Source organism: Floridaenema fluviatile BLCC-F154 (assembly GCF_041929135.1).
GTDB classification, from domain to species: Bacteria; Cyanobacteriota; Cyanobacteriia; order Cyanobacteriales; family Aerosakkonemataceae; genus Floridanema; species Floridanema fluviatile.
Map to the genome: position 1 here is coordinate 13,855 of NZ_JBHFNS010000066.1, position 24,553 is coordinate 38,407.

General features: G+C 40.9%; 21 protein-coding genes. 12 read left to right on the top strand and 9 right to left on the bottom strand.

Annotated elements, in window-relative coordinates:
- Positions 1-57 precede the first annotated feature (57 nt).
- From hypB to hypF, 8 genes are all read right to left on the bottom strand, one after another.
- Positions 58-897 carry a hydrogenase nickel incorporation protein HypB gene (gene hypB / locus ACE1B6_RS17175; RefSeq protein ID WP_413258475.1) on the bottom strand — a complete coding sequence of 280 codons (840 nt, stop codon included), beginning with the start codon at positions 895-897 and terminating at the stop codon, positions 58-60.
- Complete coding sequence (hypA, locus tag ACE1B6_RS17180) at positions 888-1,232, bottom strand: hydrogenase maturation nickel metallochaperone HypA (protein WP_413258476.1); 345 nt, start codon at positions 1,230-1,232, stop codon at positions 888-890. The genes hypB and hypA overlap by 10 nt, the downstream gene beginning before the upstream one ends.
- Positions 1,233-2,300: a hydrogenase expression/formation protein HypE gene (gene hypE, locus ACE1B6_RS17185; protein ID WP_413258477.1), complete on the bottom strand. Its 1,068-nt coding sequence runs from the start codon at positions 2,298-2,300 to the stop codon at positions 1,233-1,235.
- A gap of 158 nt (positions 2,301-2,458) precedes the next feature.
- Positions 2,459-3,595: a hydrogenase formation protein HypD gene (gene hypD / locus ACE1B6_RS17190; RefSeq protein ID WP_413258478.1), complete on the bottom strand. Its 1,137-nt coding sequence runs from the start codon at positions 3,593-3,595 to the stop codon at positions 2,459-2,461.
- Between the two features lie 44 nt (positions 3,596-3,639).
- Positions 3,640-3,906: a HypC/HybG/HupF family hydrogenase formation chaperone gene (locus ACE1B6_RS17195; RefSeq protein ID WP_413258479.1), complete on the bottom strand. Its 267-nt coding sequence runs from the start codon at positions 3,904-3,906 to the stop codon at positions 3,640-3,642.
- A 37-nt stretch (positions 3,907-3,943) separates the two neighbouring features.
- Positions 3,944-4,168, bottom strand: a complete 225-nt coding sequence (locus tag ACE1B6_RS17200) for a type II toxin-antitoxin system HicA family toxin (RefSeq protein ID WP_413258480.1) — start codon at positions 4,166-4,168, stop codon at positions 3,944-3,946.
- 3 nt (positions 4,169-4,171) lie between these two features.
- Positions 4,172-4,381: a type II toxin-antitoxin system HicB family antitoxin gene (locus ACE1B6_RS17205; protein WP_413258481.1), complete on the bottom strand. Its 210-nt coding sequence runs from the start codon at positions 4,379-4,381 to the stop codon at positions 4,172-4,174.
- A gap of 28 nt (positions 4,382-4,409) precedes the next feature.
- Entirely contained in the window at positions 4,410-6,764 is a 2,355-nt protein-coding gene (hypF, locus tag ACE1B6_RS17210; protein ID WP_413258482.1) for a carbamoyltransferase HypF, read from the bottom strand.
- A gap of 563 nt (positions 6,765-7,327) precedes the next feature.
- Between hypF and ACE1B6_RS17215 the strand changes: the two genes are divergently transcribed.
- From ACE1B6_RS17215 to ACE1B6_RS17250, 8 genes are all read left to right on the top strand, one after another.
- Entirely contained in the window at positions 7,328-7,546 is a 219-nt protein-coding gene (locus tag ACE1B6_RS17215; RefSeq protein ID WP_413258483.1) for a hypothetical protein, read from the top strand.
- 257 nt (positions 7,547-7,803) lie between these two features.
- Complete coding sequence (fbp, locus tag ACE1B6_RS17220) at positions 7,804-8,859, top strand: class 1 fructose-bisphosphatase (protein WP_413258484.1); 1,056 nt, start codon at positions 7,804-7,806, stop codon at positions 8,857-8,859.
- 84 nt (positions 8,860-8,943) lie between these two features.
- On the top strand, positions 8,944-10,089 hold the full coding sequence (gene tal / locus ACE1B6_RS17225; protein ID WP_413258485.1) for a transaldolase: 1,146 nt from the start codon (positions 8,944-8,946) through the stop codon (positions 10,087-10,089).
- A gap of 125 nt (positions 10,090-10,214) precedes the next feature.
- A complete protein-coding gene (locus ACE1B6_RS17230) occupies positions 10,215-11,006 on the top strand; it encodes a hypothetical protein (protein ID WP_413258486.1) in 792 nt (263 codons plus the stop codon).
- Positions 11,007-11,046: 40 nt separating this feature from the next.
- Complete coding sequence (gene zwf, locus ACE1B6_RS17235) at positions 11,047-12,576, top strand: glucose-6-phosphate dehydrogenase (protein WP_413258487.1); 1,530 nt, start codon at positions 11,047-11,049, stop codon at positions 12,574-12,576.
- A gap of 114 nt (positions 12,577-12,690) precedes the next feature.
- The gene (gene opcA, locus ACE1B6_RS17240; protein WP_413258488.1) at positions 12,691-14,058 is read left to right on the top strand and encodes a glucose-6-phosphate dehydrogenase assembly protein OpcA; all 1,368 of its coding nucleotides are present in this window, start codon (positions 12,691-12,693) and stop codon (positions 14,056-14,058) included.
- Positions 14,059-14,130: 72 nt separating this feature from the next.
- Positions 14,131-15,507, top strand: a complete 1,377-nt coding sequence (locus ACE1B6_RS17245) for a cobyrinate a,c-diamide synthase (protein WP_413258489.1) — start codon at positions 14,131-14,133, stop codon at positions 15,505-15,507.
- 198 nt (positions 15,508-15,705) lie between these two features.
- Positions 15,706-17,262: a phytoene desaturase family protein gene (locus tag ACE1B6_RS17250; RefSeq protein WP_413258490.1), complete on the top strand. Its 1,557-nt coding sequence runs from the start codon at positions 15,706-15,708 to the stop codon at positions 17,260-17,262.
- Here the strand turns inward: ACE1B6_RS17250 and ACE1B6_RS17255 are convergent.
- A complete protein-coding gene (locus ACE1B6_RS17255) occupies positions 17,248-18,132 on the bottom strand; it encodes a class II fructose-bisphosphate aldolase (RefSeq protein ID WP_413258491.1) in 885 nt (294 codons plus the stop codon). The genes ACE1B6_RS17250 and ACE1B6_RS17255 overlap by 15 nt on opposite strands.
- Positions 18,133-18,890: 758 nt before the next feature.
- On the opposite strand from ACE1B6_RS17255, the gene alaS reads away from it, so the two are divergent.
- From alaS to gatB, 4 genes are all read left to right on the top strand, one after another.
- Positions 18,891-21,527 carry an alanine--tRNA ligase gene (alaS, locus tag ACE1B6_RS17260; protein ID WP_413258492.1) on the top strand — a complete coding sequence of 879 codons (2,637 nt, stop codon included), beginning with the start codon at positions 18,891-18,893 and terminating at the stop codon, positions 21,525-21,527.
- 113 nt (positions 21,528-21,640) lie between these two features.
- A complete protein-coding gene (locus ACE1B6_RS17265; protein ID WP_413258493.1) occupies positions 21,641-21,808 on the top strand; it encodes a hypothetical protein in 168 nt (55 codons plus the stop codon).
- A 556-nt stretch (positions 21,809-22,364) separates the two neighbouring features.
- Entirely contained in the window at positions 22,365-22,781 is a 417-nt protein-coding gene (locus ACE1B6_RS17270; protein ID WP_413258494.1) for a TFIIB-type zinc ribbon-containing protein, read from the top strand.
- Between the two features lie 128 nt (positions 22,782-22,909).
- Positions 22,910-24,388, top strand: coding sequence for an Asp-tRNA(Asn)/Glu-tRNA(Gln) amidotransferase subunit GatB (gatB, locus tag ACE1B6_RS17275; protein ID WP_413258495.1), 1,479 nt, complete (start codon positions 22,910-22,912; stop codon positions 24,386-24,388).
- Positions 24,389-24,553 lie beyond the last annotated feature (165 nt).

A 24,553-nucleotide genomic window follows, 5' to 3' on the forward strand; every position in this document is an offset into this window, starting at 1 on the left:
AGCATAAAGAAGGTGCGTTACGTTAACACTAACGCACCCTACGGATAGTCTTTATTGTTAAACACCTAACCATTGATACCAAGCATCTAAACCTGTTCCGGTTGTTGCAGATACCTGAAATATTTTGAGGTGTGGATTAACTTGATGGGCGTATTCGATGCAGCGATCGACATTAAACTGCACATAAGGTAATAAGTCAATTTTATTAATTATCATCACCTGACTAGCACGAAACATATAGGGATATTTAATCGGTTTATCTTCTCCTTCTGTCACTGACAAAATCGCTACTTTGGCACTTTCTCCTAAGTCAAATAAAGCCGGACAAACTAAATTTCCGACATTTTCAATCATCACAATTGAGTTAAGGGGAGGGTTGAGTTCTTGCAATCCTCGTTCTACCATTTGGGCATCTAGGTGACAGCCTGTACCTGTGTTAATTTGGACGACATTGCAACCTGTGGCTTTAATGCGATCGGCATCATTTGTAGTTGCTTGATCGCCTTCAATTACATTAATTACAACCTTGTCTTTTAAATCTTGAATTGTTCTCGCTAACAATGTTGTTTTTCCCGATCCTGGAGAACTAACTAAGTTAAGTGCTAAGATATTTCGACCTTTAAACCAACCGCGATTTTGGGCAGCTAATAAATCGTTTTTGGCTAAAATGTTTTGTTCTAAAGTAACTGTTGTTCCGTGCATTTTAGCGTGTAATTGAGCATTTTCGCTGGCAACAGAATGGTTGTGATGATGTTCGTGAGAATGTTCGTGAGAATGTTCGTGATTATGGGAATGGGAAATAACTGTACCGTCAGCTAAAACATGAGTGTGTTCTCCTGTTTGGGGATTGGTAACAGTTACATTGGCATCATCAGAACAGCCGCAAGTTACACACATAATTCTTCTACCTCTAATTCCTTAATTTTAAGTTCTTCGCCTTGAAAAATTTCTAGATCGTTACTACCGCAAGCGTGACAAATACCATAAGGCATTTCTAAAGATACTTCGGTTTGGCATTGACGACAATGGGCTAAACCGGGGATTTCAATTATTTCTAATTTTGCCCCTTCTAGCAATGTTCCTTGAGAACAAACATCGAAACAAAAGCGGATCGAATCAGGTAAGATTGCTGTTAGTTTGCCGATTTCTAGAGATACTCGTTTTACCCTGGAACCGTTGGCGTGTTCAGTGGCGATCGCTACAATATTTTGAGTAATTCCTAATTCGTGCATTTAACAAATCCTTGGCAATTGTTCGCCTACTAACATATCAACAATTCTCTCTGTTACAAACTCAGTTTTTAGCAATACAACTCCCGCAGGATTGGCAATAACTTCACCAATGATTTGAGAATCTTTGCCTGTGGGATGCGATCGCATTGTCGCCAAAACCTCATCTGCTGAATCAGGGGGAACTACAACTACTAACTTACCTTCATTTGCCAAATATAGCGGATCGAAACCTAACAATTCGCACATTCCAGCTACCTCTTTTTTAACAGGAATAGCTGATTCATGTAAACGAATTCCGACATTTGCACTTTGGGCAAATTCATTTAATACTGTTGCTAATCCGCCGCGAGTAGCATCGCGCATCGCCCGAACTTTTGGACAAACGGATACGATCGCATCAACTAACCCATTTAAAGGTTGACAATCGCTTTTAATATCAGTTTCCAAAGATAATTCTCCCCTTGCTACTAAAATAGCAGCACCGTGATCGCCCAGAGTACCATTAACTAATACAATATCCCCTGGTTGAATCTCTTTAGCAGCGGGAGAAATACCTGTTTTAATTACACCAATACCAGTGGTATTGATAAATAATTTATCAGCAGAACCGCGAGGCACAACTTTAGTATCTCCGGTGACGATTTGTACGCCAACTGCTAAAGAAGTAGCTTTCATACTATCAACAACTCGACGGAGAGTGTCAATTTCTAAACCTTCTTCGAGAATCACGCTACAACTGAGAAAAAGTGGTTTTGCACCGCTAACAGATAAGTCATTAACAGTACCATTAACTGCTAAAGTTCCGATATCACCGCCAGGGAAAAATAGAGGAGTGACGACGTAAGAATCTGTGGTGAATGCTAGGCGATCGCCCAACAACATTAAACTATTTAAATCGATTCGCGCTTGATCTTCTAATAAAGAAAGAGTGGGATTATCAAAACTACCCACAAAAACATCATCAATCAAATCGCGCATCGCACTACCACCGCTACCATGAGCTAAGGTAATAGTGCGTTCCTGAAATTTTTTCTTACGTTGAGGCATTTTTAGATGAGAAATATTCATATAGAGAGTTTAATTGATTTGTGAAAAAGATTTTTTTTGAACCGCGAAGACGCGAAGAGCGCGAAGAAAGAAGAAGAGAAGAAAGAAGAAGAAGTTTTCACAATTCATTTCCACCACCAAAAGATTGCGCTAACATCTGTGGTAAAAAAAACCCAAATCTAATTAACTTTCACCTCTTCCCGCTTACCTATTGACAAACGCCCATATTTATAGTAAGCAGCACAAGCCCCTTCCGAAGAAACCATACAAGCACCAAGGGGATGTTCAGGAGTACAAGCGGTGCCAAAAACCTTACACTGCCAAGGTTTCAGCACACCCTTAAGAATCTCCCCACACTGACAAGCTTTGTGATCTGCAACTTGTCTACCGGGGAAAGTAAATTTCGCCTCTGCATCAAAACGCGCATATTCTGCACGCATTTTCAACCCAGACAGCGGAATATCACCCAATCCACGCCACTCAAACGCCTCTCTCACCGCAAACACTCGTTGCATGGCATCCAAAGCAACGGCGTTACCGTGAGAATGCACTAAGCGACTATATTGATTTTCTACCTCACAACGTTTTTCTGCCAACTGTTTAACAACCATCCAAATTGATTGCAAAATATCTAAAGGTTCAAACCCGGAAACTACGACAGGTTTGTGATATCTTTCGGCAATAACTTGATAAGGTTCTGTACCAATTACTGTGCTAACATGACCTGGGCCAACAAATCCTTGTAATTGCAAATCGGGATTAGCTAATAATGCTTCTAATGCTGGTACAACTAATACATGATTGCAAAATAGACTAAAATTTTCTACACGATCGCACTCTGCCTGGAGTACAGTTAAAGCAGTGCTAGGTGCGGTTGTTTCAAATCCGATCGCAAAAAACACCACCTCTTTTTCAGGATTTTGTTTGGCGATTTGTAGCGCATCTAAAGGCGAATAAACCATGCGAATATCTGCACCATTCGCTTTAGCTTGCAGCAAGCTATATTTAGATCCGGGAACTCGCATTGCATCGCCAAAAGTTGTGAAAATAATGTTAGATTGTTGTGCTAGGGCGATCGCATCATCTAGTCTACCTTTTGGCATTATACACACTGGACAACCGGGGCCGTGAACTAGTTCGATCGTTTTTGGTAACAAATCTTCTAGTCCATATTTAAAAATTGCATGGGTATGTCCGCCGCAAACTTCCATAATTTTAATCGGTTTTTCGCTGGAAATTTGGTTGCTTATTTGTCGAATTTGTTCTATTAATGTTTGCGCTTTTTGGGGATCTCGAAATTCGTTGATGTATTTCATAGTGGTTTGTCATTGGTCATTGGTCATTGGTCATTTGTGAAAAGTTAATTACTAACCGTTAGGGATTCTTGAATTTCTGCTAGTTCCTCTAGTAATTTTAGGGTTTCTGCTGCTTCTCTGGGGTCTATTCGTTGCATAGCAAAACCGACGTGAACTAATACCCAATCTCCTAAACAAGATTCGACGGGATGGGTATCATCGACTATGCAAGCAATGTTAACTTGACGTTTTACGCCACTAATATCAACGGTGGCGAGTTTGTTTTTTACGTCTGTGATTTCGACTATTTGACCGGGGATTCCTAAACACATTTTATGTTACCTTTTGTAATTTGAAATTTATTTTCTTTTATTCCATCTCTAGCATTTCTTCAATTGTCAAACCAATATCATTTGCAATCTGACGTAGCAGTTTAGGCGAAATGTCTCGACCTTTGTGAAACGGAACTGTTGTACCTCGACCATCTTCATGACGGAATTGCTTGTGTGAACCTTTTTGACGAACTTCAACAAATCCTAAATTTTCTAGGATTCGGACAACTTCTTGTGGTTTCAAAACAGGAATGTTGCCCATATTTTACTTAACTACTATTTGTTGAGTACCAACAAATTCTGCTTGAAAGACAGGATTCTCGTCTTCTAAAAGCATCTCAATTACTTCGCGGAGATTCTCTTGTAGTTCATCTAAACTTTCTCCTTGGGAATGTGCTCCCGGAAATCCGGGGACATAACCTACATAGAGTCTGGTATCTGGATCTCGTTCAATAATTGCGGTAAAAGTTTTCATGTTTTCCGTTTTCTCAAGCAATTTACAATCAATTATGGATCGATCGCGCTGCTGCGATCGCAACTTGTCCTAAAGACAATCCGCCATCATTTGCTGGGACTAAACTATGAGTTAAAACTGTTAAATTCATCTCCTTTAGATGTTTACTAACCTGTTCTAATAATACCTGATTTTGAAAGACACCTCCTGTTAAAGCAACTTGAGTAAAAGAGTGAGTTTCTCGCAAATGATTTACCATTGATGCGATCGCTTTTGCCAGTCCCAAATGAAATCTAGTCGCTATCACTCTCTGGGAAACTCCTTGTTGTAAATCTGTTAACAATGCTTGCCACATTGTCCGAGGTTCCAAATAGGAAATTGGTGCAGAGATGATTTCAAAAGGATATATTGTTTGCTCATAAATATCATCAACTAAAGCTTCTAATTCGATTGCACCTTGTCCTTCATAACTCGCACGATCGCAACAAATTCCCAAAGTAGCAGCTACCGCATCAAACAAGCGTCCGGCGGAAGAAGCTAACGGAGAATTAATCTTTTTTGCTAACATTTGGTTTAAGAGCGATCGCGGTTGTCTCCCTAAAAATTTTACTATTTCTAACTCTCTATATTTTACCTCCAATTCCTCCCATTTAAATCCTGCCATCAGGTGAGCGTAAGTATTCCGCCAAGGTTGATAAATCGCCTGTTCTCCTCCTAACATAGCAATTGGTTTGAAGGTTGCTAATCTTTCATAGCTGCGATAGTCTGCTAAGAGAAACTCACCCCCCCAAAGCGTGCCGTCTTCACCATAACCTAAACCATCTAAAGCAATTCCTAAAATCGGTTTAGTCTCTAAATTTATCCCATTTTCTGCCATGCAAGCTGCTATATGGGCGTGATGATGTTGAATAGAATAGACGGGATTAATTCCTAATTCTTTACCTATTTTGGTCGAGAGATATTCGGGATGAAGATCTAGTGCGATCGCTTCTGGTTTATGCTCAAACAAATGCAAATACAATTCCAATGTTTCCCGATAAGCTGTCAGCGCCGCCACATTCTCTAAATCCCCTAAATGCTGCGATAAAATCGCTTCTCCCTCTCGCAACAAACAAAAAGTGTTTTTCAATTCACTCCCCATTGCTAAAATAAGAAGAGCTTGTTCAAATCCTGATGGCAAGCGGATTGGCGCAGGTGCATAACCACGCGCACGACGTAAGATTTGGGGGCGATTTCCTACTACTTTAACTACCGAATCATCAACCCGATTGACAATTTCGCGGTTGTGTAGTAAAAAATAATCAGCTATTTTACTCAACTTGTCTTTTGCTACTTCATTAGTAATACATTGTGGTTCATCGGAAATGTTGCCGCTAGTGAGGACGATCGGACGTTCCATGCGCCGCAATATCAGATGATGCAACGGTGTGTAAGGCAACATGAAACCAAGAGATTTAATATTAGGCGCAACCGAAGCAGCAATAGGTTTTAAAATTTCTGTATTGTGTTCTTTTAATTGTAAGAGTACAATGGGAGCAACCGCACTTTCTAACAGTTCCCTTTCTAACTCATTGATGACACAATACTTCTCGATAATTTCTAAATTCTTCGCCATCAAAGCAAAGGGTTTGTGATAGCGATGTTTGCGTTCTCTCAGTTTTTGCACTGCTGTTTCATTGGTAGCATCACAAGCGAGATGTATTCCACCAATGCCCTTAATAGCAACAATTTCCCCGCGTTGCAACAGAGTACAAACTGCATCCACATCGTCCAATATTGAGAACATATCTGATACAATGGGTTTACCATCTGCTCGTTCTAACCAAGCTTTTGGGCCACAAAAATGGCAGGCTACAGGTTGGGCGTGAAAGCGGCGATTTGTGACATCTGCATATTCTTTCGCGCATTCCGAACACATAGTAAAATTTGCCATGCTGGTGTTGCGGCGATCGTAAGGAATAGCCCGAACAATGCTTAAACGAGGGCCGCAGTGAGTACAATTAGTGAAAGGATAGCGATACCAACGGCTAAAAGGATCGAAGATTTCCGCTTTACATTGAGGACAAGTTGCAGCATCGGGAGTAATGCTGGTTTTCACTTTATTACTAATACTTTGAGTAATGGTAAAATCTGTATAGTTTGGTGGTTGAGGTAGGGGGAAACGTGCGATCGCTTCAATTTTTGCTAAAGGCGGACATTCTTTCTGAAGTCGATCGACAAAACTTTCTACAGCTTCAGCAATTCCCACAACTTTAATCAGTACGCCTTCCCCATCATTACAAACTTCACCTCGCAAATTACAAAGTTTAGCAAGGCGATAAACTGTTGGGCGAAATCCTACTCCCTGGACTGTACCACGTACCCGAATTTCTTCAGCTATTTTTAAGTTAATATTGGTTAGCATTTTGTTAAAATTAGAATTTTTTTTTACCACAGATGAACACGGATGAACACAGATGTATATTCAGCTTTACTGTTTGTTGCAATTGTTTTTTTTACCATACTTATATTTAAGCGATTGCCAGTCAGATTCACCAAAATTTCAAACTTTCTTAGCAAATATCAATTAAGGATTATTTAAGTTCCACAGCATAACTCGATTGTTCCCTGAATCGGCGATCGCAACTGTAAGCTGTTACGCATTTAAATCACTTATTAACGAGTAGGGTGCGTCAGACGGTAAAGCCTATGTAGAAAGGAAAATATCTAAATCTGACGCACCCTACAATATGACTTTTAAATGCGTAACAGCTTATTGCTAGAAACTTGTATGCCATAACACCAACAAAAGCGATCGCAAATCCTCAAAAATCAGCAAAAATTAGTAAAGTAAAAAATTATCCCTGGCTACAACTATCACCTGAGTAAGAGTTGTAGCGAAACAGTTACTAGGAGATTTTACTCCCCAATCCCTGATTTTACGCGCTACAATCCCAAAGGAATCATCACTGCGCCAGTGTATTACTTATGTTTATCGACGAACTAACCCCCGTTTTTAAAGAAATAATCCAACACCCAGTTTCCTTTATGGGTGGATTTCTTTCTGGTATTCTTCACCTCAGCTTAAATGATGACCCAGTGAAAAGCTGGTTAGATCAACAATCAGGTGTTACCACTCCTAGTTCGAGCACCACTGACGATAACAACGGCAGAAGCAGTGGGCCACAATCAATTTCGATCGAATAATACACACAGATTCAGATCCCCGACTTCTTCAAAAAGTCAGGGATCTGGTTAGCAAAAATAATACCTCCGACATATTGCCAAATAACCATTTATCGTTTAACTGCAAATAGCATTTCTGTAGTTCGTCTAAAGTTAGAGGCTCTATGAAAAAAGCCTCTCTAAGATTATTAATAGGAGACGCTTGGGCAGAAATCGCAGGAGCAACATCTGAAACTGTCCCACTTAAACAGCGGCTTTTGTAGAGAGGAGGAAAATCAATGGAAGCTATTGAGCCTCTAGTTCAGGAACGTGCTCTAGACCGGGATTGTACCACGCTCTCCCGGCACGTTTTGCAGCAATTACAAAGTTTCTCAGCAGATGCACAAGATTTGAGTGCTTTGATGAATCGTATTGCTTTGGCGGGAAAATTAATTGCCCGTCGCATGAGTAGAGCAGGTTTAATGGAGAATGTCCTGGGATTTACTGGGGAAGTAAATGTACAGGGAGAGTCTGTCAAAAAGATGGACTTATACGCCAATGAGGTTTTTATCTCGGTATTTAAGCAAAGTGGATTAGTTTGTCGCTTAGCTTCCGAGGAAATGGAAAAACCTTATTACATCCCAGAAAATTGCCCGATCGGACGTTATACTTTGCTCTACGATCCGATCGATGGTTCCTCTAACATTGATATCAATATTAATGTTGGTTCGATCTTTTCCATTCGCCAACAAGAAGGCACCGATGAAGATGGTTCTGCGTTAGATTTGTTACAAAATGGACACAAACAAATTGCCGCAGGTTATATACTTTACGGGCCGAGTACGATGTTGGTTTATTCGATCGGCAAAGGTGTTCATTCCTTCACTCTTGACCCTAGTTTAGGTGAGTTTATTCTTTCTAATGAAAACATTCAAATTCCCGAACATGGGCCGATTTATAGTGTGAATGAAGGTAACTTTTGGCAGTGGGAAGACTCGATTCGGAATTATACCCGTTATGTGCATCGTCATGAAGGTTACACTGCCCGTTATGGTGGGGCATTAGTGGGAGATTTCCACCGCATTTTGTTCCAGGGAGGAGTATTTTTATATCCCGGCACGCAGAAGAAACCAGATGGTAAATTACGGTTACTTTATGAAGCTGCACCTTTAGCATTTTTAGCAGCCCAAGCTGGTGGTCGTGCTAGTAATGGAATGCAGGAAATTATGGATGTAGTGCCGAAGAAATTGCATGAGCGTGTACCGCTATTTATTGGCAGTAAAGAAGATGTGGCTTTGGTGGAATCTTTTATCACCGAAGGAGCTAGAGAAGATAAGCAAAAAGCTTTAGCCTAATCTGCCGTAAACGTTTGCCAGTTCATAAAAAATCTAATTTACACCAGATAATTCGCAAGTAGATAGTAGTAAAAAAGGAAGATCATGCCAACGAATCATATCTTAGAAATAGCTGAATACGGTCAAAGTATTTGGATGGATAATTTGACTCGTGATTTGATTGAGTCCGGTGAACTCAAAAAGATGATTGAAACTCGTGGGATTAAAGGAATTACTTCTAATCCAGCGATTTTTGAAAAAGCGATCGCAGGCAACAAAATTTACGATGCTGATATCGAAAAAGGAATTAGGGAAAAATTACCAACTTACAAGATTTACGAATCTCTGATTTTTGACGATATTCGTCACGCTTGCGATATCTTCCGTCCAGTTTACGAAGCATCAAATGGATTAGATGGTTACATCAGCATTGAAGTACCACCTACCATTGCTCACGACACAGAAGCTACCATTAACGAAGCCCGCCGTTACTATCAAGAAATCGGTCGGGAAAACGTGATGATTAAAATTCCTGGTACTAGCGCCGGATTACCAGCAGTTGAGCAAGTAATTGCCGATGGGATTAATGTGAATGTAACCCTGTTATTCTCAGTAGACAGTTACATCAATTCGGCTTGGGCTTACATCAAAGGTTTGGAAAAACGCGCAGCTGAAGGCAAAGATATTAGTAAGATTGCTTCCGTTGCTAGTTTCTTCCTGAGTCGGATTGATTCTAACATTGACAGTCGGATTGATAATAAGCTAAAAGCTGGTGCAGTGAGCATTACCCAAGAAGCAAAATTACGAGAAGTGAAAGGGAAAGTTGCCATTGCTAATGCCAAGATTGCTTACCAAAAGTATAAAGAGATAATCCAGAGCGATCGCTGGAAAGCACTAGCCGCCAAAGGTGCTAAAGTCCAAAGACTACTCTGGGCTTCCACTAGTACTAAAGACCCTGATTACAGCGATGTCATGTACGTTGATGAACTGATTGGCCCAGATACAGTTAACACTTTACCACCGAGTACGATCGAAGCTTGCGCCGATCATTGTCATGTAGATAATCGCGTGGAATCGAAAGTTGATGAAGCTTACACCTTAATGGAAAACCTCAAAGATCCAGACATTGACATTGACATCGATCGAGTCATGGAAGAATTACTCAGCGAAGGCATTGAAAAATTCGTTCAACCTTTCCAATCCTTAATGGATTCCTTAGAAACTAAAGTAAAACAACTAGAGCCAGTGTAAATTAAGGCTATCGTTGCTGTAAATCCCCCTCTGTAGAGACGTTGTATACAACGTCTCTACAGAGGGGGTAAGAGCAACTTTACTTGAATAACCACTGTGGTGTTGCCAAATTGGAGACAACTGCCATGTTAAGTACCAACAGGATTTCAGACAACAGCGACCTGAACGCCCAACTCGATGCTTCCGAAAAAGCGAGACTTGACGAACTAGAAACCGTCATCGAACGGGGACTTCAGACTTTTTATGAAGTCGGCAAAGCTTTGGAAGAAATTCGGGAAAAGAAACTGCACCGGGAAACTCACAAAACTTTCGAGGCTTATTGCCGAGATAGGTGGGGAATGGCACGACCCACAGCCTATCGTTTCATTAATGCTGCCCAGGTGATGGAAAATTTGTCTCCAATTGGAGACATTTTGCCAAGAAAGGAAAATCAAGTTCGTCCCTTGACCCAACTTTACCCAGAGTTACAGATAGAAATTTGGCAACAGGCAGTAGAGTTAGCGCCAAATGGTATTCCCACAGGTGCAGCAGTACAGAGGTTAGTTGAGGAAAAACTTTCATCAGCGAAGACAAAGCGAAGTGCTTCGGGTAATTTCTCGGAAGTAGAACAGTTGCGCCAAGAAAATCAACGACTCAGAGAGCAAATTCGGAAACAGAATATCGAGAGGGAAAAGCGAGCAGCTGAAGTAGCGGCAGAATTAGAAAGGTTGCGGGAAGAAAACAGACAACTGAAAGCTGAACTCAGACAAAGAGATATTGATTGGGAACGTCGTTTGGCTTATGAAAGGGAGAAAATTAGAGCCGAAGTGAGAGCAGAACTGAAAGCAGAATATGAAGGAATCATTAACGATCTAACTGCTCAAGTCAAGGAATTAAGCAGACAGTTAGAAGAAATACGGTTGCAAGTGAAAGCGTAATCGAAAATTGACACTATATATATAAGGTAGAAAGAACAAAATGGTTACATTGTTACCCAATCCCCTGCGCGTAGGTTTACAACAAGAGAAGATGCCAGAACCACAAATTTTGGTAATCTTCGGTGCATCTGGGGATTTGACGCAACGGAAATTGATTCCGGCAATTTATCATTTAAGACGAGAGCGACGACTACCGCCAGAAACGACGATCGTAGGTGTGGCGCGTCGAGACTGGAGTCATGATTATTTCCGCGAACAAATGCGGAAAGGATTAGAAGAATTTTCTGACGGCGTGGGTAGCGAGGAACTTTGGGAAGAATTTGCTCAAGGTTTGTTCTACTGTCCCGGTGATATTGACAACCCGGACAGCTATGAAAAACTGAAAGAATTTTTAGCCGAGTTAGATAGCAAGAGAGGTACAAGAGGAAATCGGGTATTTTACCTCTCAGTTGCGCCTAAATTATATGGGGAAGCAATTAAACAGTTGGGAAATGCTGGAATGACTGCTGATGCGACAAAAACTCGCTTGGTAATTGAAAAACCTTTTGGTCGAGATTTAGCAACTGCGAGAGCACTGAACCGAGTTGTAACTCAGTATTGTAAAGAACAACAAGTTTACCGGATTGACCATTATTTAGGCAAAGAAACCGTGCAGAACTTGTTGGTATTCCGGTTTGCCAATGCGATTTTTGAACCTTTGTGGAATCGCCAATTTGTGGATCACGTTGAAATTACTGTCGCGGAAACTGTAGGGGTAGAAGACCGTGCAGGTTATTATGAAACCTCTGGGGCGTTGCGGGATATGGTGCAAAATCACTTGATGCAAGTATTTTGCTTGACGGCGATGGAACCGCCTAATTCTTTGGAGTCGGATTCAGTGCGGACGGAAAAGGTAAAAGTTTTGCAAGCGACAAGGTTGGCGAATGTCCATGATTTAACTCAATCAGCGATTCGGGCGCAATATTCAGCTGGTTGGATGAAAGGGGAAAAGGTGCCGGGATATCGAGATGAACCGGGGGTTAATCCTAATTCGACTACGCCAACTTATGTGGCGATGAAATTGATGATTGATAATTGGCGCTGGCAAGGTGTACCTTTTTATTTGCGAACTGGGAAACGGATGCCGAAAAAAGTATCAGAAATAGCGATTCATTTTCGGGAAGTGCCTTATTTATTATTTCAGTCGGCAGCCCAACAAGCTAGTGCTAATGTCCTAATTATGCGAATTCAACCAAACGAAGGAATTGCTTTGCGTTTTGAAGTGAAAATGCCTGGTTTAGAAGTGCGAACTCGGACAGTAGAAATGGACTTTGGTTATGGGACGACTTTTGGTAAAACCAGTGGCGACGCTTACGATCGCTTATTGCTAGACTGCATGATGGGCGACCAAACTTTGTTTACTCGCGCCGATGAAGTAGAAGAAGCTTGGCGAGTAGTGACTCCCGCACTCACAGCATGGGAAACTCCGACTGACCCCGCATCTATTCCTCAGTATGAAGCAGGCACTTGGGAACCAGCAGAAGCAGAATTGCTAATTAACCGTGATGGCAAACGTTGGCGAAGACCCTAACAATTTTCGATTTTCGATTTTCGATTTTGGATTGATGCTGAATCGAAAATCGGAAATTTAAAATCGGTTGACTCGAAAATCTAAAGTCCAAAATCCAAACTCCAAAATTGAACTATGACTACTTCATCTGCACCATTAGTTTCGTTACAAGCACCAAAAGATGTCTCTGTCGCCGATATTGAAACCGAACTAAGTCAAATTTGGCAAAGTTATAATGCTGGCGGCGAAGGTTCTTTAGCAGCTGCAACTAGGGCAGCTACTTTTAGTTTAGTAATTTATGAACCGGAAGAAACGCAACAACTTTTAGCGGCTTTAGGATATTATATGGGCCCGATTGATGGTATTGGCGGGCCCCGGACGCAAACAGCTTTAGAAGTTGCCCAAAAAGCTTTAGGTTTGGAAGTAACTGGAAAGTCTAATCCAGAAACTTTGGCGAAATTAAAAGCGGAAATTGCCAAAAAAGGTGATGGTTTAAAAGCTGATGGTAACACCACCACAAATACACAATATGCGTTAGATGCTTCGGGTGCAGGTTTTGCAGATGCGATCGCTGCTGCTAATCCTTGTCGCATCATTGCGCTATGTCCAACGGTGGGGGAAGATGAAGGTGTTACCGCCCAAGTTTCGGCTTATTGTCCGGTACAAAAACGCACTAGTTCGACGTTAATTTGCTGTGAATATATTACGCTGAAAGGCACACAAACGGCTTTAGATCGAATTAGTGGGATGATTCCCGAATTGGCGATCGCAGATTTACCGAAATTCGCTTGGTGGAAAGCAACACCCGATCCTAACCATGATTTGTTTAAGCGCATTGCTGAGTCTAGCGATTGCATAATTATCGATTCTTCGCACTTTAATGCTATAGAAGAAGATTTGCTAATTGTGCAAGATTTGATTGAGTCGGGATTGAATATTGCTGACTTAAATTGGCGGCGTTTGTTCCCTTGGCAAGAGTTAAGTGCAGAAGCATTCGATCCCCCAGAACGTCGTCCTTATGTCAAGGAAATTGATCTGATGACGATCGATTATGAAAAAGGTAATTCGGCACAAGCTTTAATGTTTTTAGGTTGGTTTGCTAGTCGGTTACAATGGCATCCAGTGATCCATGAAAATCTTGGCGGAGAATATGATATTACCAAGGTTAAATTTGTCGGTGCCGATCAGCGACAAATTGAAGTAGAATTAGCCGCAATTCCGATCGCCGCTGGAGAAATACCGGGAGATTTAATTGGTTTACGTTTGATGTCTACTAATCCCCAAGCTGATTGTTGTACAATTTTATGTTCGCAAATCGCAGGTTGTATGCGAATGGAATCAGGCGGTGGCGCACAAAATTGTCGGATTGAACAAGTAACACCAATGTTCGATCAACAAGCAGAAAACTTATTGAGTCAGCAGTTACAACGCTGGAGTCGTGATACTTTGTATGAAGAAAGTATGGCAGTCACGGCGGAAATTCTCAAGCTAGTCAATCGGTAAGATCAATTTTAGATTTTGGATTTTCGATTCAGGATAAAATCTAAAATCTGAAATCTAAAATCTAAAATCGCCATGAGTTTAATTATTGCTGGAGAACGCAGTGGGGTAGGTAAAACAACGGTAACACTTGCCCTACTTGCAACTTTAAAACATCGCTGTTTAGCAGTACAATCTTTTAAGGTTGGGCCAGATTATATTGACCCAATGTTTCATCATTATGTTACGGGAAAACCCTGTCGAAATTTAGATCCAGTTTTGACTTCGGAAAGTTACGTCAAGCAATGTTTTTCTCGCCATATTCAAGGGGTAGAATTTGCTTTAGTTGAGGGGGTGATGGGGTTGTTTGATGGGGTAAAGGTGACTGGGGACTGGGGACTGGGTACTGGGGAAGAAAATAAATTTTTTGCTAGTACTGCACATATTGCTCAGTTGTTGGATTTGCCTGTATTATTAGTAATTGATTGTAGTCGGTTGTCTGGGTCGGTTGCTGCGATCGCAAAAGGTTACTGCACTTTCGATCCTAGAATTAAGATAGCTGGATTAATATTAAATCGGGTGGGAAGCGATCGACATTTAGAACTTTTAAAAGATGCTTTATTGCCTTTAAATTTACCAATTTTAGGAGTATTGCGGCGAGAAGATGATATTGCAATTCCCGATCGACATTTAGGTTTAATTCCTACTGAAGAACTTCCCCAAATGGATGCTGTAATTGATAAGTTAGCCCATTTAGGAGAAACTTGTTTTAACTGGGAAAAACTACTCCCAATGTTGAAAACTCCAGAACTAAAATTAAAAAAAACCCAGTCCCCAGTCTCCAGTCTCCAGTCCCCAGTGAGAATTGCGATCGCACAAGATAAAGCATTTAATTTCTATTATCAAGACAACCTAGATTTACTGAAGCAATTAGGAGCAGAATTAGTATTTTGGAGTCCTCTTAATGATACTACTTTACCGAAAGATGTGCAAGGATTTTATTTTGGGGGTGGATTTCCCGAAGTTTTTGCCCAAGAATTAACTGAGAATATTTCGATTAGAGAAGCAGTGAAAAAAGCGATTTTGTCAGGAACTCCAACTTATGCAGAATGTGGAGGTTTAATGTACTTATGCGAGGAAATAATAGATTTTTCAGGAAACAGTTATCCGATGCTAGGAATTTTACCCACAACAGCAGAAATGGGTAGGCGTTTAACATTAGGATATCGCCAAGCAACAGCATTGCAGGATAGCCCAATTTTACCATCTGATGTAACAGTTTGGGGACATGAATTTCATCGTTCCAGCTTATCCAAAACTCCAACAAAACCTTTGTTTAAACTCAAAGGGTTTTCTGCTAATTTAGTAAGTGAAGAAGGATGGAACTCGCATAAAATTCATGCTTCTTACATCCACTTGCACTTTGGTAGTCATCCAGAAATTCCCACAAGATTTTTGCAGCAATGCAGATAAAATGGTATTTAAAAACCGCAGTTGAATGCAGATAATAAAAAACATCCAGACTTATCTATGCGCTAACCAAAAACTTGAATAAAAATCTGTGTTCATCCGTGTTCATCTGTGGATATCTGTGGTAAAAAAAAAGATGATGCGCCCCAGCAAAAACTCTCATGAACATCTGCGTTTATCTGCGGTTTAAAAAACAAACTTATGAAGCAACCAAACAGAAAATCTGATATCTTAATTATCGGTGCTGGACACAATGGATTAGTATCAGCATTAATTCTAGCACGCCAAGGATTTAACGTTCTAGTATTAGAAGAAAAACCCGTAATTGGCGGCGCTTGTCGCACCGAAAAACCCTTCAAAACCGCCCCCAACTTAGGAACATCAACAGGTGCATACCTACTCGGTTTAATGCCTCCCGAACTACTAAAAAAACTCCACATAAACTTACCGACAATTAGGCGCGATCCTCATTATTTTTTACCCACTACCGATAACAGATATTTGCTTTTTGGTTCAAATCAAGAAGCAATGAAACAGCAATTTATTGACTTCTTTTCGCAAGCAGACTGGAAAGCAAACGAAGCATTACAAAACGAGATTTCCCAAATTAGAGAAGACATCGCCCCAACTTGGTTAACTGCGCCACTTTCAATTGAAGAAACAGCGGAAAAATATGTCCGTCCAAAACTACGCAAAATATTTATTGATTTATGTCGAAAATCAGTTGGAGAATATCTCGATCGCTTTAACTTCAAAAGCGACTTAGTTAAAGCAATGTACGCCGTTACCGATGGGTTTTCGGGACTTTGTGGAACTTGGGATACACCCGGAACAGGGATGAATTTTTTAATTCATAATATGTGTAGATTACCGGGAAGTGACGGTACTTGGATGGTAGTAAAAGGGGGAATGGGAACTGTTACCCAAACTTTGGCTAAGGAAGCAATTAAAGCTGGGGCAAAAATCGAAACTGGCAAAGGTGTCAGCGAAATTTTGGTAGAAAATAATCAAGTAAAAGGCTTAGTTTTAGCTGATGGTAGCGAAGTTTCTGCTAATATAATTATTGTTAATGCAGATCCTTTCCGAATGCGAGAATTAGTAGGTGCGGAAAGATTACCAAACGAGTATAATCAAAGGTTAGAAGGATACAGGAAAAACGGCACAACTTTTAAAGTAAATATTTGTTTAAAAGACTTGCCAAAATTCACCTGTTTACCGGAAAATAAAGGGCAGTTTAACACGACAATTCATTTATTACCAGATGAATCGGAGGTAATGCGATCGCTAAACACCACATTCGCCGAAGTTCAAGCCGGAATTTTACCAGATTTTCCGACAATTGAATGGTACATTCATACAACGATCGATCCATCTTTACAAGATGAAGAAGGAAGACATAATTCAGCTTTGTTTGTGCAATGGGTGCCTTACGAATTAACAGGAACAACTTGGGAAAAAGAAGAGAGTCGCTATGTAAATAATTTGTTGTCAATTTGCGATCGCTTCGCCCCCGGAACATCCGAATTAGTGCAAGAAGTCTTTCCCTTACATCCCCAAAAAATTGAGCAACATTTTGGGATTACCAGAGGACATATTCACCACGTTGATAACTCTTATGGATTTAGCGATCGCCTCCCATATACTACACCAATAACCGGGCTTTATTCCGCCAGTGCAGGTTGTCATCCAGCTGGATCGGTTATTGGTGCAGCAGGTTATAATGCGGCTCAAATTGTATTAGAATCACTTAAAAGCTAGCACTCCATTAGGCGAATTTTGGTGTAACCAAGCTTTGCCACAAGAACCAAAAAGCTGTAACTTATCTTCTACAACTGATTGCATAGCTGCGATCGACTTTTCCATCACATCTAACAAATCAGGAGAAGACAAAGAATTAGTTGATTTCAATACATCTAAATAAGCTTCCCGCACTTCCGTATTCACATTAAACTTGCAAACTCCCAATTGAATTGATTTGCTAATCATAGATTCAGGTAAACCGGAAGCGCCATGCAAAACTAAAGGTATATCAACTAACCTCCGAATCGCCGCCAATCGAGGAAAATCTAACTTAGGTTCACTTCTATATTTACCGTGAACATTGCCAATAGTTACAGCCAAAGTATCAACATTTGTTTCCCGAACAAACTCCGCTGCTTGTTGCGGATCGGTCATTTTTGCTTCGTATTCTGCTACAGTTAAACCATCTTCTGTACCGCTGATTCTGCCAATTTCTGCCTCTACAACCGCCCCATTTTCATGAGATAACTTAGTCATTTCACGAGTGAAAGCTAAATTTTTCTCATACTCAAGAGGCGAACCATCTGCCATAATAGATTTGATTCCTGCTGCTAAAGCTGCTTGAATATCTTTTTCCGAAGTGCTGTGATCTAAATGAACGGAAATTGGTACTAAAGAAGACTTAGCTGCTTCCAAACACAGCGCCACCAAAGGCGATTTACCATAAGTTAAAGCACTGGGATGAAGTTGCAACATAGCTGGACTTTGCAAAGCTTCAGCCGCATTAATGACAGCTTTTACCCCTTCCAGGTTATAAATATTGAAAGCACCGATCGCATAAGCATTGATCCGCGCCGTTTCTAAAAGTTCAATAGTTGAGGTAAGCATTATTATTGCATTGCTGAGGAACTATTATCTTTTTACCACTGTATAGACTATTCCTCAAATTCTTACCCCAAAACACAACAATGCCTAGTCGAGGGGACTAGGCACGTTCGGAAAAAATGATCAAAATTTTCAACTGTTAATCGTCAAAAAGTAGGACGAAGATAAACGGTAAACAACTAAGGTGGACAATAATAATTGCAGCTTGACTACCACGGCTTTCGCATAGATTGGTCTTTCCTGATCCGGGTTTGGCGCTGCTCTAACAAAGAGAGTTTTGCCACTTCTTTAAGCTATGCCTTGATAACTGCAATCTGGTTCCTGTCAGGAGACACCGCGACCGAACCGTTTGTTTTTGGTTGATTTATTGTTCCTTTCGGTGTCCATCTTTAAAGTAGCACAGATAACTTTTGCGGTGAGAACTTGTTTACTTAATTTGATTTGTCTTTACACTACTTAGTTTTTAGCAAATAGCGTTAACATTTGTGGTTTTGGGGACTGGGGATTGGGTATTGGGGATTGGGGACTGGGGAAGTTTTGAGTTTTGAGTTTTGAGTTAAAAATTCCCCTTGTCTCCCCACTTCCCCATCTCCTCTGCACCCCTGCCCTCAGTAAAAGCCGGAAATAAAACCCAAAATATAGTTAAAATGGGGGTTTGGAGATTGAAGACTGGATAGCATAGGGAAACAACTAAAATCTTTCTTCCCAGTCCCCAGTCCCTAATCCCTAGTCCCCTATCACCAAGTACATTAGACAGACTCATGCCAGCATCTCTCCCATATCTTAGCGGTAGCGAAATTCGGCAAAAGTTCCTCGACTTCTTTGCCCAAAAAGGACATCAAATTTTGCCTAGCGCATCTTTAGTACCGGAAGATCCCACTGTTTTGTTAACTATTGCTGGGATGTTACCATTTAAGCCGATTTTTTTGGGACAGAGAAGCCCAGATTTTCCTCGCGCCACTACGTCGCAAAAGTGTATTCGCACTAACGATATTGAAAATGTTGGGCGTACCGCAAGGCATCATACTTTTTTTGAGATGCTGGGTAATTTTAGCTTTGGGGATTATTTTAAAGAAGTTGCGATCGCTTATGCCTGGGAACTCTCGACAAAAACTTTTGGTTTACCCAAAGAACGCATTGCTGTTAGTGTCTTCGAGGAAGATGACGAAGCTTTTGCAATTTGGCGAGATCAAATAGGGGTATCAGAAAAGCGAATTAAACGCATGGGCGCAGATGATAACTTTTGGAATTCTGGCCCAACTGGACCTTGTGGCCCTTGTTCAGAATTATATTACGATTTTCATCCTGAACGAGGCGACGACGAGATCGATCTAAATGATGATTCTCGGTTTATTGAATTTTATAACCTGGTTTTTATGCAGTATAACCAGGATGCTGAGGGTAATTTAACTCCTCTACAAAACAAGAATATTGACACCGGAATGGGATTGGAAAGGATGGCGCAAATCCTCCAACAAGTTCCCAATAATTACGAAACAGATTTGATTTTTCCGATTATCAAAACTGCGGCGGAAATTGCTGGTATTGATTACGCTAAAGCTGATGAAAAAACTCAGGTTTCTTTAAAAGTAATTGGCGATCATGTTCGGGCGGTTGTTCATTTGATTGCTGATGAAGTTCGGGCATCAAATATCGGGCGGGGTTATGTGTTGCGGCGATTAATTCGTCGGGTAGTGCGTCATGGGAGATTGATGGGAATTTCTGAAGATTTTACTCCGAAAGTTGCCGAAACTGCGATCGCACTTTCCGAATCAGCTTACCCTCATGTCCGCCAAAGAGAAGAAACTATCAAAGCGGAATTACAAAGGGAAGAAACTCGCTTTTTGAAGACTTTGGCAAGGGGTGAAAAACTGCTGCAAGAAATTATTGAAAAAGTTAAAAAAGCGGGAAAAACGGAAATTCCCGGAAATGATGCCTTCACTCTTTATGATACTTACGGTTTTCCTTTAGAACTAACGCAAGAAATTGCGGAAGAAGAGGGATTAACGGTAGATTTGGCAGGGTATGAGGCGGCGATGAAGAAACAAACAATTCGATCGCAATCTGCCCACGAAACGATAGATTTAACTGTACAAGGTTCCCTGGATAAATTAGCTGAAAATATCCATGCTACGCAGTTTGTAGGTTATACCGAAGCTGTAGCTAATGCCAAAATTGAAGTACTTTTAATTGAGGGGGAAGCAGTAGAAGAAGCAGAAGCCGGAAGCGAAGTACAAATAGTTTTGGATCGAACTCCATTTTATGCCGAATCTGGCGGACAAATTGGCGATCGCGGAACAATTAGCGGCTATGGTTCCATTGTGAGCATTCACGATGTTAAAAAAGAATCAGATTTCTTTGTCCATTTTGGACGCATCGAAAGAGGTAATTTAAGAGTCGGAGATAGCGTCAACGCCCAAATCGATCGATCTTGTCGTCGTCGCGCCCAAGCTAATCACACCGCTACCCATTTGTTACAATCAGCTTTGAAGAAAATTGTTGATGATTCTATTTCGCAAGCTGGTTCTTTGGTAGCATTCGATCGCTTAAGATTTGACTTCAATTGTCCCCGTGCTTTAACAACCGAAGAAATCCAACAAGTTGAAGAATTAGTTAATACTTGGATTGGGGAAGCACACGCGGGAGTTGTGGAAGTTCTGCCCTTAGCAGAAGCAAAAGCAAAAGGTGCGATCGCCATGTTTGGAGAAAAATATGGTGCAGAAGTAAGGGTGTTAGATTTCGGTATTTCGATGGAACTTTGCGGCGGAACTCATGTGAATAATACTGCCGAAATCGGGGTATTTAAAATTATCTCAGAAACAGGTGTTGCTGCGGGAATTCGACGGATTGAAGCCGTGGCAGGACCAGCAGTGTTAGAATACTTGAATCTGCGGGATAAAGTGGTGCGGGATTTGAGCGATCGCTTTAAAGCCAAACCTGAAGAAATCCCCGAAAGAATTACCAGTTTACAAAACGAACTGAAAGCAACTCAAAAAGAATTAGACAGCTTAAAAGGCGAATTAGCAATTACTAAATCCGAGCAATTGTTAGCAGAAGCCGAAACAGTTGGCGAGGTGAAAATCCTAGTAGCTGAACTGCCAAATGTTGATGCTGAATCATTAAAAACCGCCGCCGAAAGGTTACAGCAAAAATTAGGCGAAGCAGCCGTAATTTTAGCATCCAGTTCTGAACCCCAAAAGGTAAATTTCATAGCAGCTTTTAGCCCAAAAGTCAATAAAAAAGGCTTACAAGCTGGCAAGTTTATCGGACAAATCGCCAAAATTTGCGGAGGCGGAGGCGGAGGCAAACCAAATTTAGCCCAAGCAGGTGGAAGAGATGCAACAAAATTAACCGAAGCCTTAGAAACTGCACGCAAACAGTTACGAGAAGGACTATAAATTAGCATCTGCGAAATGAAATTGCTGAGGAGGGAAAAATAGTATTTTTTCCGCTTTCTCCCTCCTTTTTCGTTGTGCTGTAACTGGTTTGCCGATCGCTCACTTTTTGTTAGATGGCAACCGCCAAGGTGACTCAGCCATTCCTGGTTGCCCAAATTATGCTCAAACCATTAGATTTTTCTGGATTTCTACCTTACTGCTTTCTGCCTTCTGCTATAGTAGTCAGTACTCTGATAGTAGAATTGCTGAAAATTAGTCAATCCGAGATTTACCGCTTTTGATATATTGGCAGCAATACATAAAGCAAGAGAGAATCGAAACCATCGATCGCTGGAGGAATGCCCTAACCCTGATAAAATTCAGCTAAATCGAAAATTAGCTGAATTGCCTTTGTAGTTGTCATGATGTTTATAACAGACTCAGCAATTATGAACTTTTTCCAGATGAAATCATCAAACAAAATTTGGATTTTTGCTTGTTGCTTATACTTAGGATTTTTAATTTTTATTTCTACTTCTGCTACTTTAAAGAGTTTCTTCTATCTACTGACAAATATTCCTTTTGCCAATACGTTCATGCACTTTTTATTTCTGGGCTTAGCTTCGTTCTTTAGTCATCTAGCCCTAAGTAAACGTACTGTAATGTTATTTGGCATCCTGTTTCCCCAAGCTCCATTAATCATCGCTCTGTTTTGTATAATTGATGAACTCCTCCGAACATTTTCCTCTATATCTACCTCTGGGCCGATCAACTTGCTGGCTGACTTAGCGGGAATTATATTTTTTTATTTTTTAGCAGAAAGGATAAAATTGAAGAGTTAGTTAGGAGAACAAATATATGAGATGTCCGGCTTGTGGCAATGAGTTAAGTCAGAAATTAGCTGGAAATATTATTGTTGATGTTTGCGAAGGCGGCTGTGGGGGGATTTGGTTCGATCGATTTGAACTAGACAAGGTTGATAACCTGGAAGAGGTAGAGGGAGAAAGTCTCCTGAATATTACAAAAAATTCAGAACTAGAAGTTAATCCTAATCTGAGAAGATACTGTCCTAAGTGTCCCAGTATTCCAATGATGCGGCATTACTACAGTATCAAAAGAAAGGTTTTAATTGATAAATGTCCTGGTTGTGCAGGTGTTTGGTTAGATGCTGGAGAATTAGCAGAAATTCGCAGTCAATTTGGCTCAGAAAAAGAAAAGGAGATCGTGACCGAAGAATATATTGCCAATATTGTTAGTAAGTATATGGGAAAATAAAATTAGCAGTGCTTATTTAGTTAGCTGGTAGCAGACGGGCAAAAAAATTGCGGGAAACCGATTATCATGGAGGGACGCAGAAGTTAAAATAGAAGCCAATTCACAAGAAAGCTGCGATTTATTAACCCATGACTACAGCTGCTCCAGCTAAAACTACCTACGAAGCCATCATTGGTTTAGAAACCCATTGTCAACTGAGTACTGCTACCAAAATTTTCTGTAATTGTTCGACTAAATTTGGTGCAGCACCGAACGAAAATGTTTGTCCTATTTGTATGGGGATGCCAGGAGTATTACCAGTACTGAATCAAAAGGTGCTGGAATATGCCGTAAAAGCTGGTTTAGCCCTGAATGCGGAAATTGCCACCTATAGCAAGTTCGATCGCAAACAATACTTCTATCCTGACTTACCAAAGAATTATCAAATCTCTCAATATGACTTGCCAATTTGTGAACATGGTTGGTTAGAAATTGAGTTAGTAGATGAAGAAGGTAATGCAACAAGGAAAAAAATTGGCATTACTCGTCTACACATGGAAGAAGATGCAGGAAAGTTAGTTCACGCAGGTAGCGATCGCCTTTCCGGTTCTACCTATTCCTTAGTTGACTTTAACCGCACAGGCGTTCCTTTGTTAGAAATTGTTTCCGAACCAGATATGCGATCGGGACAAGAAGCAGCAGAATATGCCCAAGAACTAAGGCGCATTATGCGTTATCTCGGAGTCAGCGACGGGAATATGCAAGAAGGTTCCTTACGTTGTGATGTTAACGTTTCCGTGCGTCCAGTAGGACAAAAAGAATTTGGCACTAAAGTTGAAATTAAAAATATGAACTCCTTTAGTGCAATTCAAAGGGCGATCGATTACGAAATAGAACGGCAAATTTCCGCACTAGAAGCCGGAGAAAAAATCCTTCAAGAAACACGCCTTTGGGAAGAAGGAAGTCAAAAAACCGTCAGTATGCGAACTAAAGAAGGTTCCAGCGACTATCGCTACTTCCCCGAACCAGATCTTGCACCGATTGAAGTCTCCACCGACCAAAAGCAACAATGGAAAGAGCAATTACCCGAATTACCAGCCGCCAAGCGCCACCGTTATGAAACTGAATTGGGACTTTCCCCTTACGACGCGAGGGTATTGACGGACGATCGCACCGTAGCCGAGTATTTTGAAGCCACAGTCGCTAATGGTGCTAGCCCCAAACAAGCGGCAAACTGGGTAATGGGTGATATTACGGCCTACCTGAACAACGAAAAACTCAGTATTACCGAAATTGCCCTGAAACCAAATTCCTTAGCGGAACTCATCTCCTTAATCGAAGATAAAACCATCAGTGGTAAGATTGCTAAAGAGATTTTGCCAGAACTGCTCAAAAAAGGCGGCTCAGTTCAAGAAATGGTCAAAGATAAAGGATTAATCTCCGATCCTGCCGTTTTAGAATCCTTAATTGATAAAATCCTCGCCGCCAATCCCAAAGAGTTGGAACAATACCGCAACGGCAAAACTAAACTACTCGGCTTCTTCGTCGGACAAATGATGAAAGAAACGAACGGTCGCGCCGACCCCCAACTCACCAATCAACTTTTAGCCAAGAAGCTGCAATCTTGACAACTTCTTTACTAAAAATCTGTCAAACTTCATAAAAAACTTAAAAAAGGGGTGTCACCCCTCACCCCCAGAATGGTATATTGATGTAAGTAGATGCACCCTGATGATCGGGAGAGTCGTTATCCAAGCGGCTCCCCTTTTTTTTTTGGCAGGGGGGCAGGGGGG

Excerpts from the sequence above, each read along its gene's own strand:
- hypB (WP_413258475.1), bottom strand. The coding sequence starts at position 897 with ATGTGTGTAACTTGCGGCTGTTCTGATGATGCCAATGTAACTGTTACC.
- hypA (WP_413258476.1), bottom strand. The coding sequence starts at position 1,232 with ATGCACGAATTAGGAATTACTCAAAATATTGTAGCGATCGCCACTGAA.
- hypE (WP_413258477.1), bottom strand. The coding sequence starts at position 2,300 with ATGAATATTTCTCATCTAAAAATGCCTCAACGTAAGAAAAAATTTCAG.
- hypD (WP_413258478.1), bottom strand. The coding sequence starts at position 3,595 with ATGAAATACATCAACGAATTTCGAGATCCCCAAAAAGCGCAAACATTA.
- ACE1B6_RS17195 (WP_413258479.1), bottom strand. The coding sequence starts at position 3,906 with ATGTGTTTAGGAATCCCCGGTCAAATAGTCGAAATCACAGACGTAAAA.
- ACE1B6_RS17200 (WP_413258480.1), bottom strand. The coding sequence starts at position 4,168 with ATGGGCAACATTCCTGTTTTGAAACCACAAGAAGTTGTCCGAATCCTA.
- ACE1B6_RS17205 (WP_413258481.1), bottom strand. The coding sequence starts at position 4,381 with ATGAAAACTTTTACCGCAATTATTGAACGAGATCCAGATACCAGACTC.
- hypF (WP_413258482.1), bottom strand. The coding sequence starts at position 6,764 with ATGCTAACCAATATTAACTTAAAAATAGCTGAAGAAATTCGGGTACGT.
- ACE1B6_RS17215 (WP_413258483.1), top strand. The coding sequence starts at position 7,328 with ATGTTTATCGACGAACTAACCCCCGTTTTTAAAGAAATAATCCAACAC.
- fbp (WP_413258484.1), top strand. The coding sequence starts at position 7,804 with ATGGAAGCTATTGAGCCTCTAGTTCAGGAACGTGCTCTAGACCGGGAT.
- tal (WP_413258485.1), top strand. The coding sequence starts at position 8,944 with ATGCCAACGAATCATATCTTAGAAATAGCTGAATACGGTCAAAGTATT.
- ACE1B6_RS17230 (WP_413258486.1), top strand. The coding sequence starts at position 10,215 with ATGTTAAGTACCAACAGGATTTCAGACAACAGCGACCTGAACGCCCAA.
- zwf (WP_413258487.1), top strand. The coding sequence starts at position 11,047 with ATGGTTACATTGTTACCCAATCCCCTGCGCGTAGGTTTACAACAAGAG.
- opcA (WP_413258488.1), top strand. The coding sequence starts at position 12,691 with ATGACTACTTCATCTGCACCATTAGTTTCGTTACAAGCACCAAAAGAT.
- ACE1B6_RS17245 (WP_413258489.1), top strand. The coding sequence starts at position 14,131 with ATGAGTTTAATTATTGCTGGAGAACGCAGTGGGGTAGGTAAAACAACG.
- ACE1B6_RS17250 (WP_413258490.1), top strand. The coding sequence starts at position 15,706 with ATGAAGCAACCAAACAGAAAATCTGATATCTTAATTATCGGTGCTGGA.
- ACE1B6_RS17255 (WP_413258491.1), bottom strand. The coding sequence starts at position 18,132 with ATGCTTACCTCAACTATTGAACTTTTAGAAACGGCGCGGATCAATGCT.
- alaS (WP_413258492.1), top strand. The coding sequence starts at position 18,891 with ATGCCAGCATCTCTCCCATATCTTAGCGGTAGCGAAATTCGGCAAAAG.
- ACE1B6_RS17265 (WP_413258493.1), top strand. The coding sequence starts at position 21,641 with ATGGCAACCGCCAAGGTGACTCAGCCATTCCTGGTTGCCCAAATTATG.
- ACE1B6_RS17270 (WP_413258494.1), top strand. The coding sequence starts at position 22,365 with ATGAGATGTCCGGCTTGTGGCAATGAGTTAAGTCAGAAATTAGCTGGA.
- gatB (WP_413258495.1), top strand. The coding sequence starts at position 22,910 with ATGACTACAGCTGCTCCAGCTAAAACTACCTACGAAGCCATCATTGGT.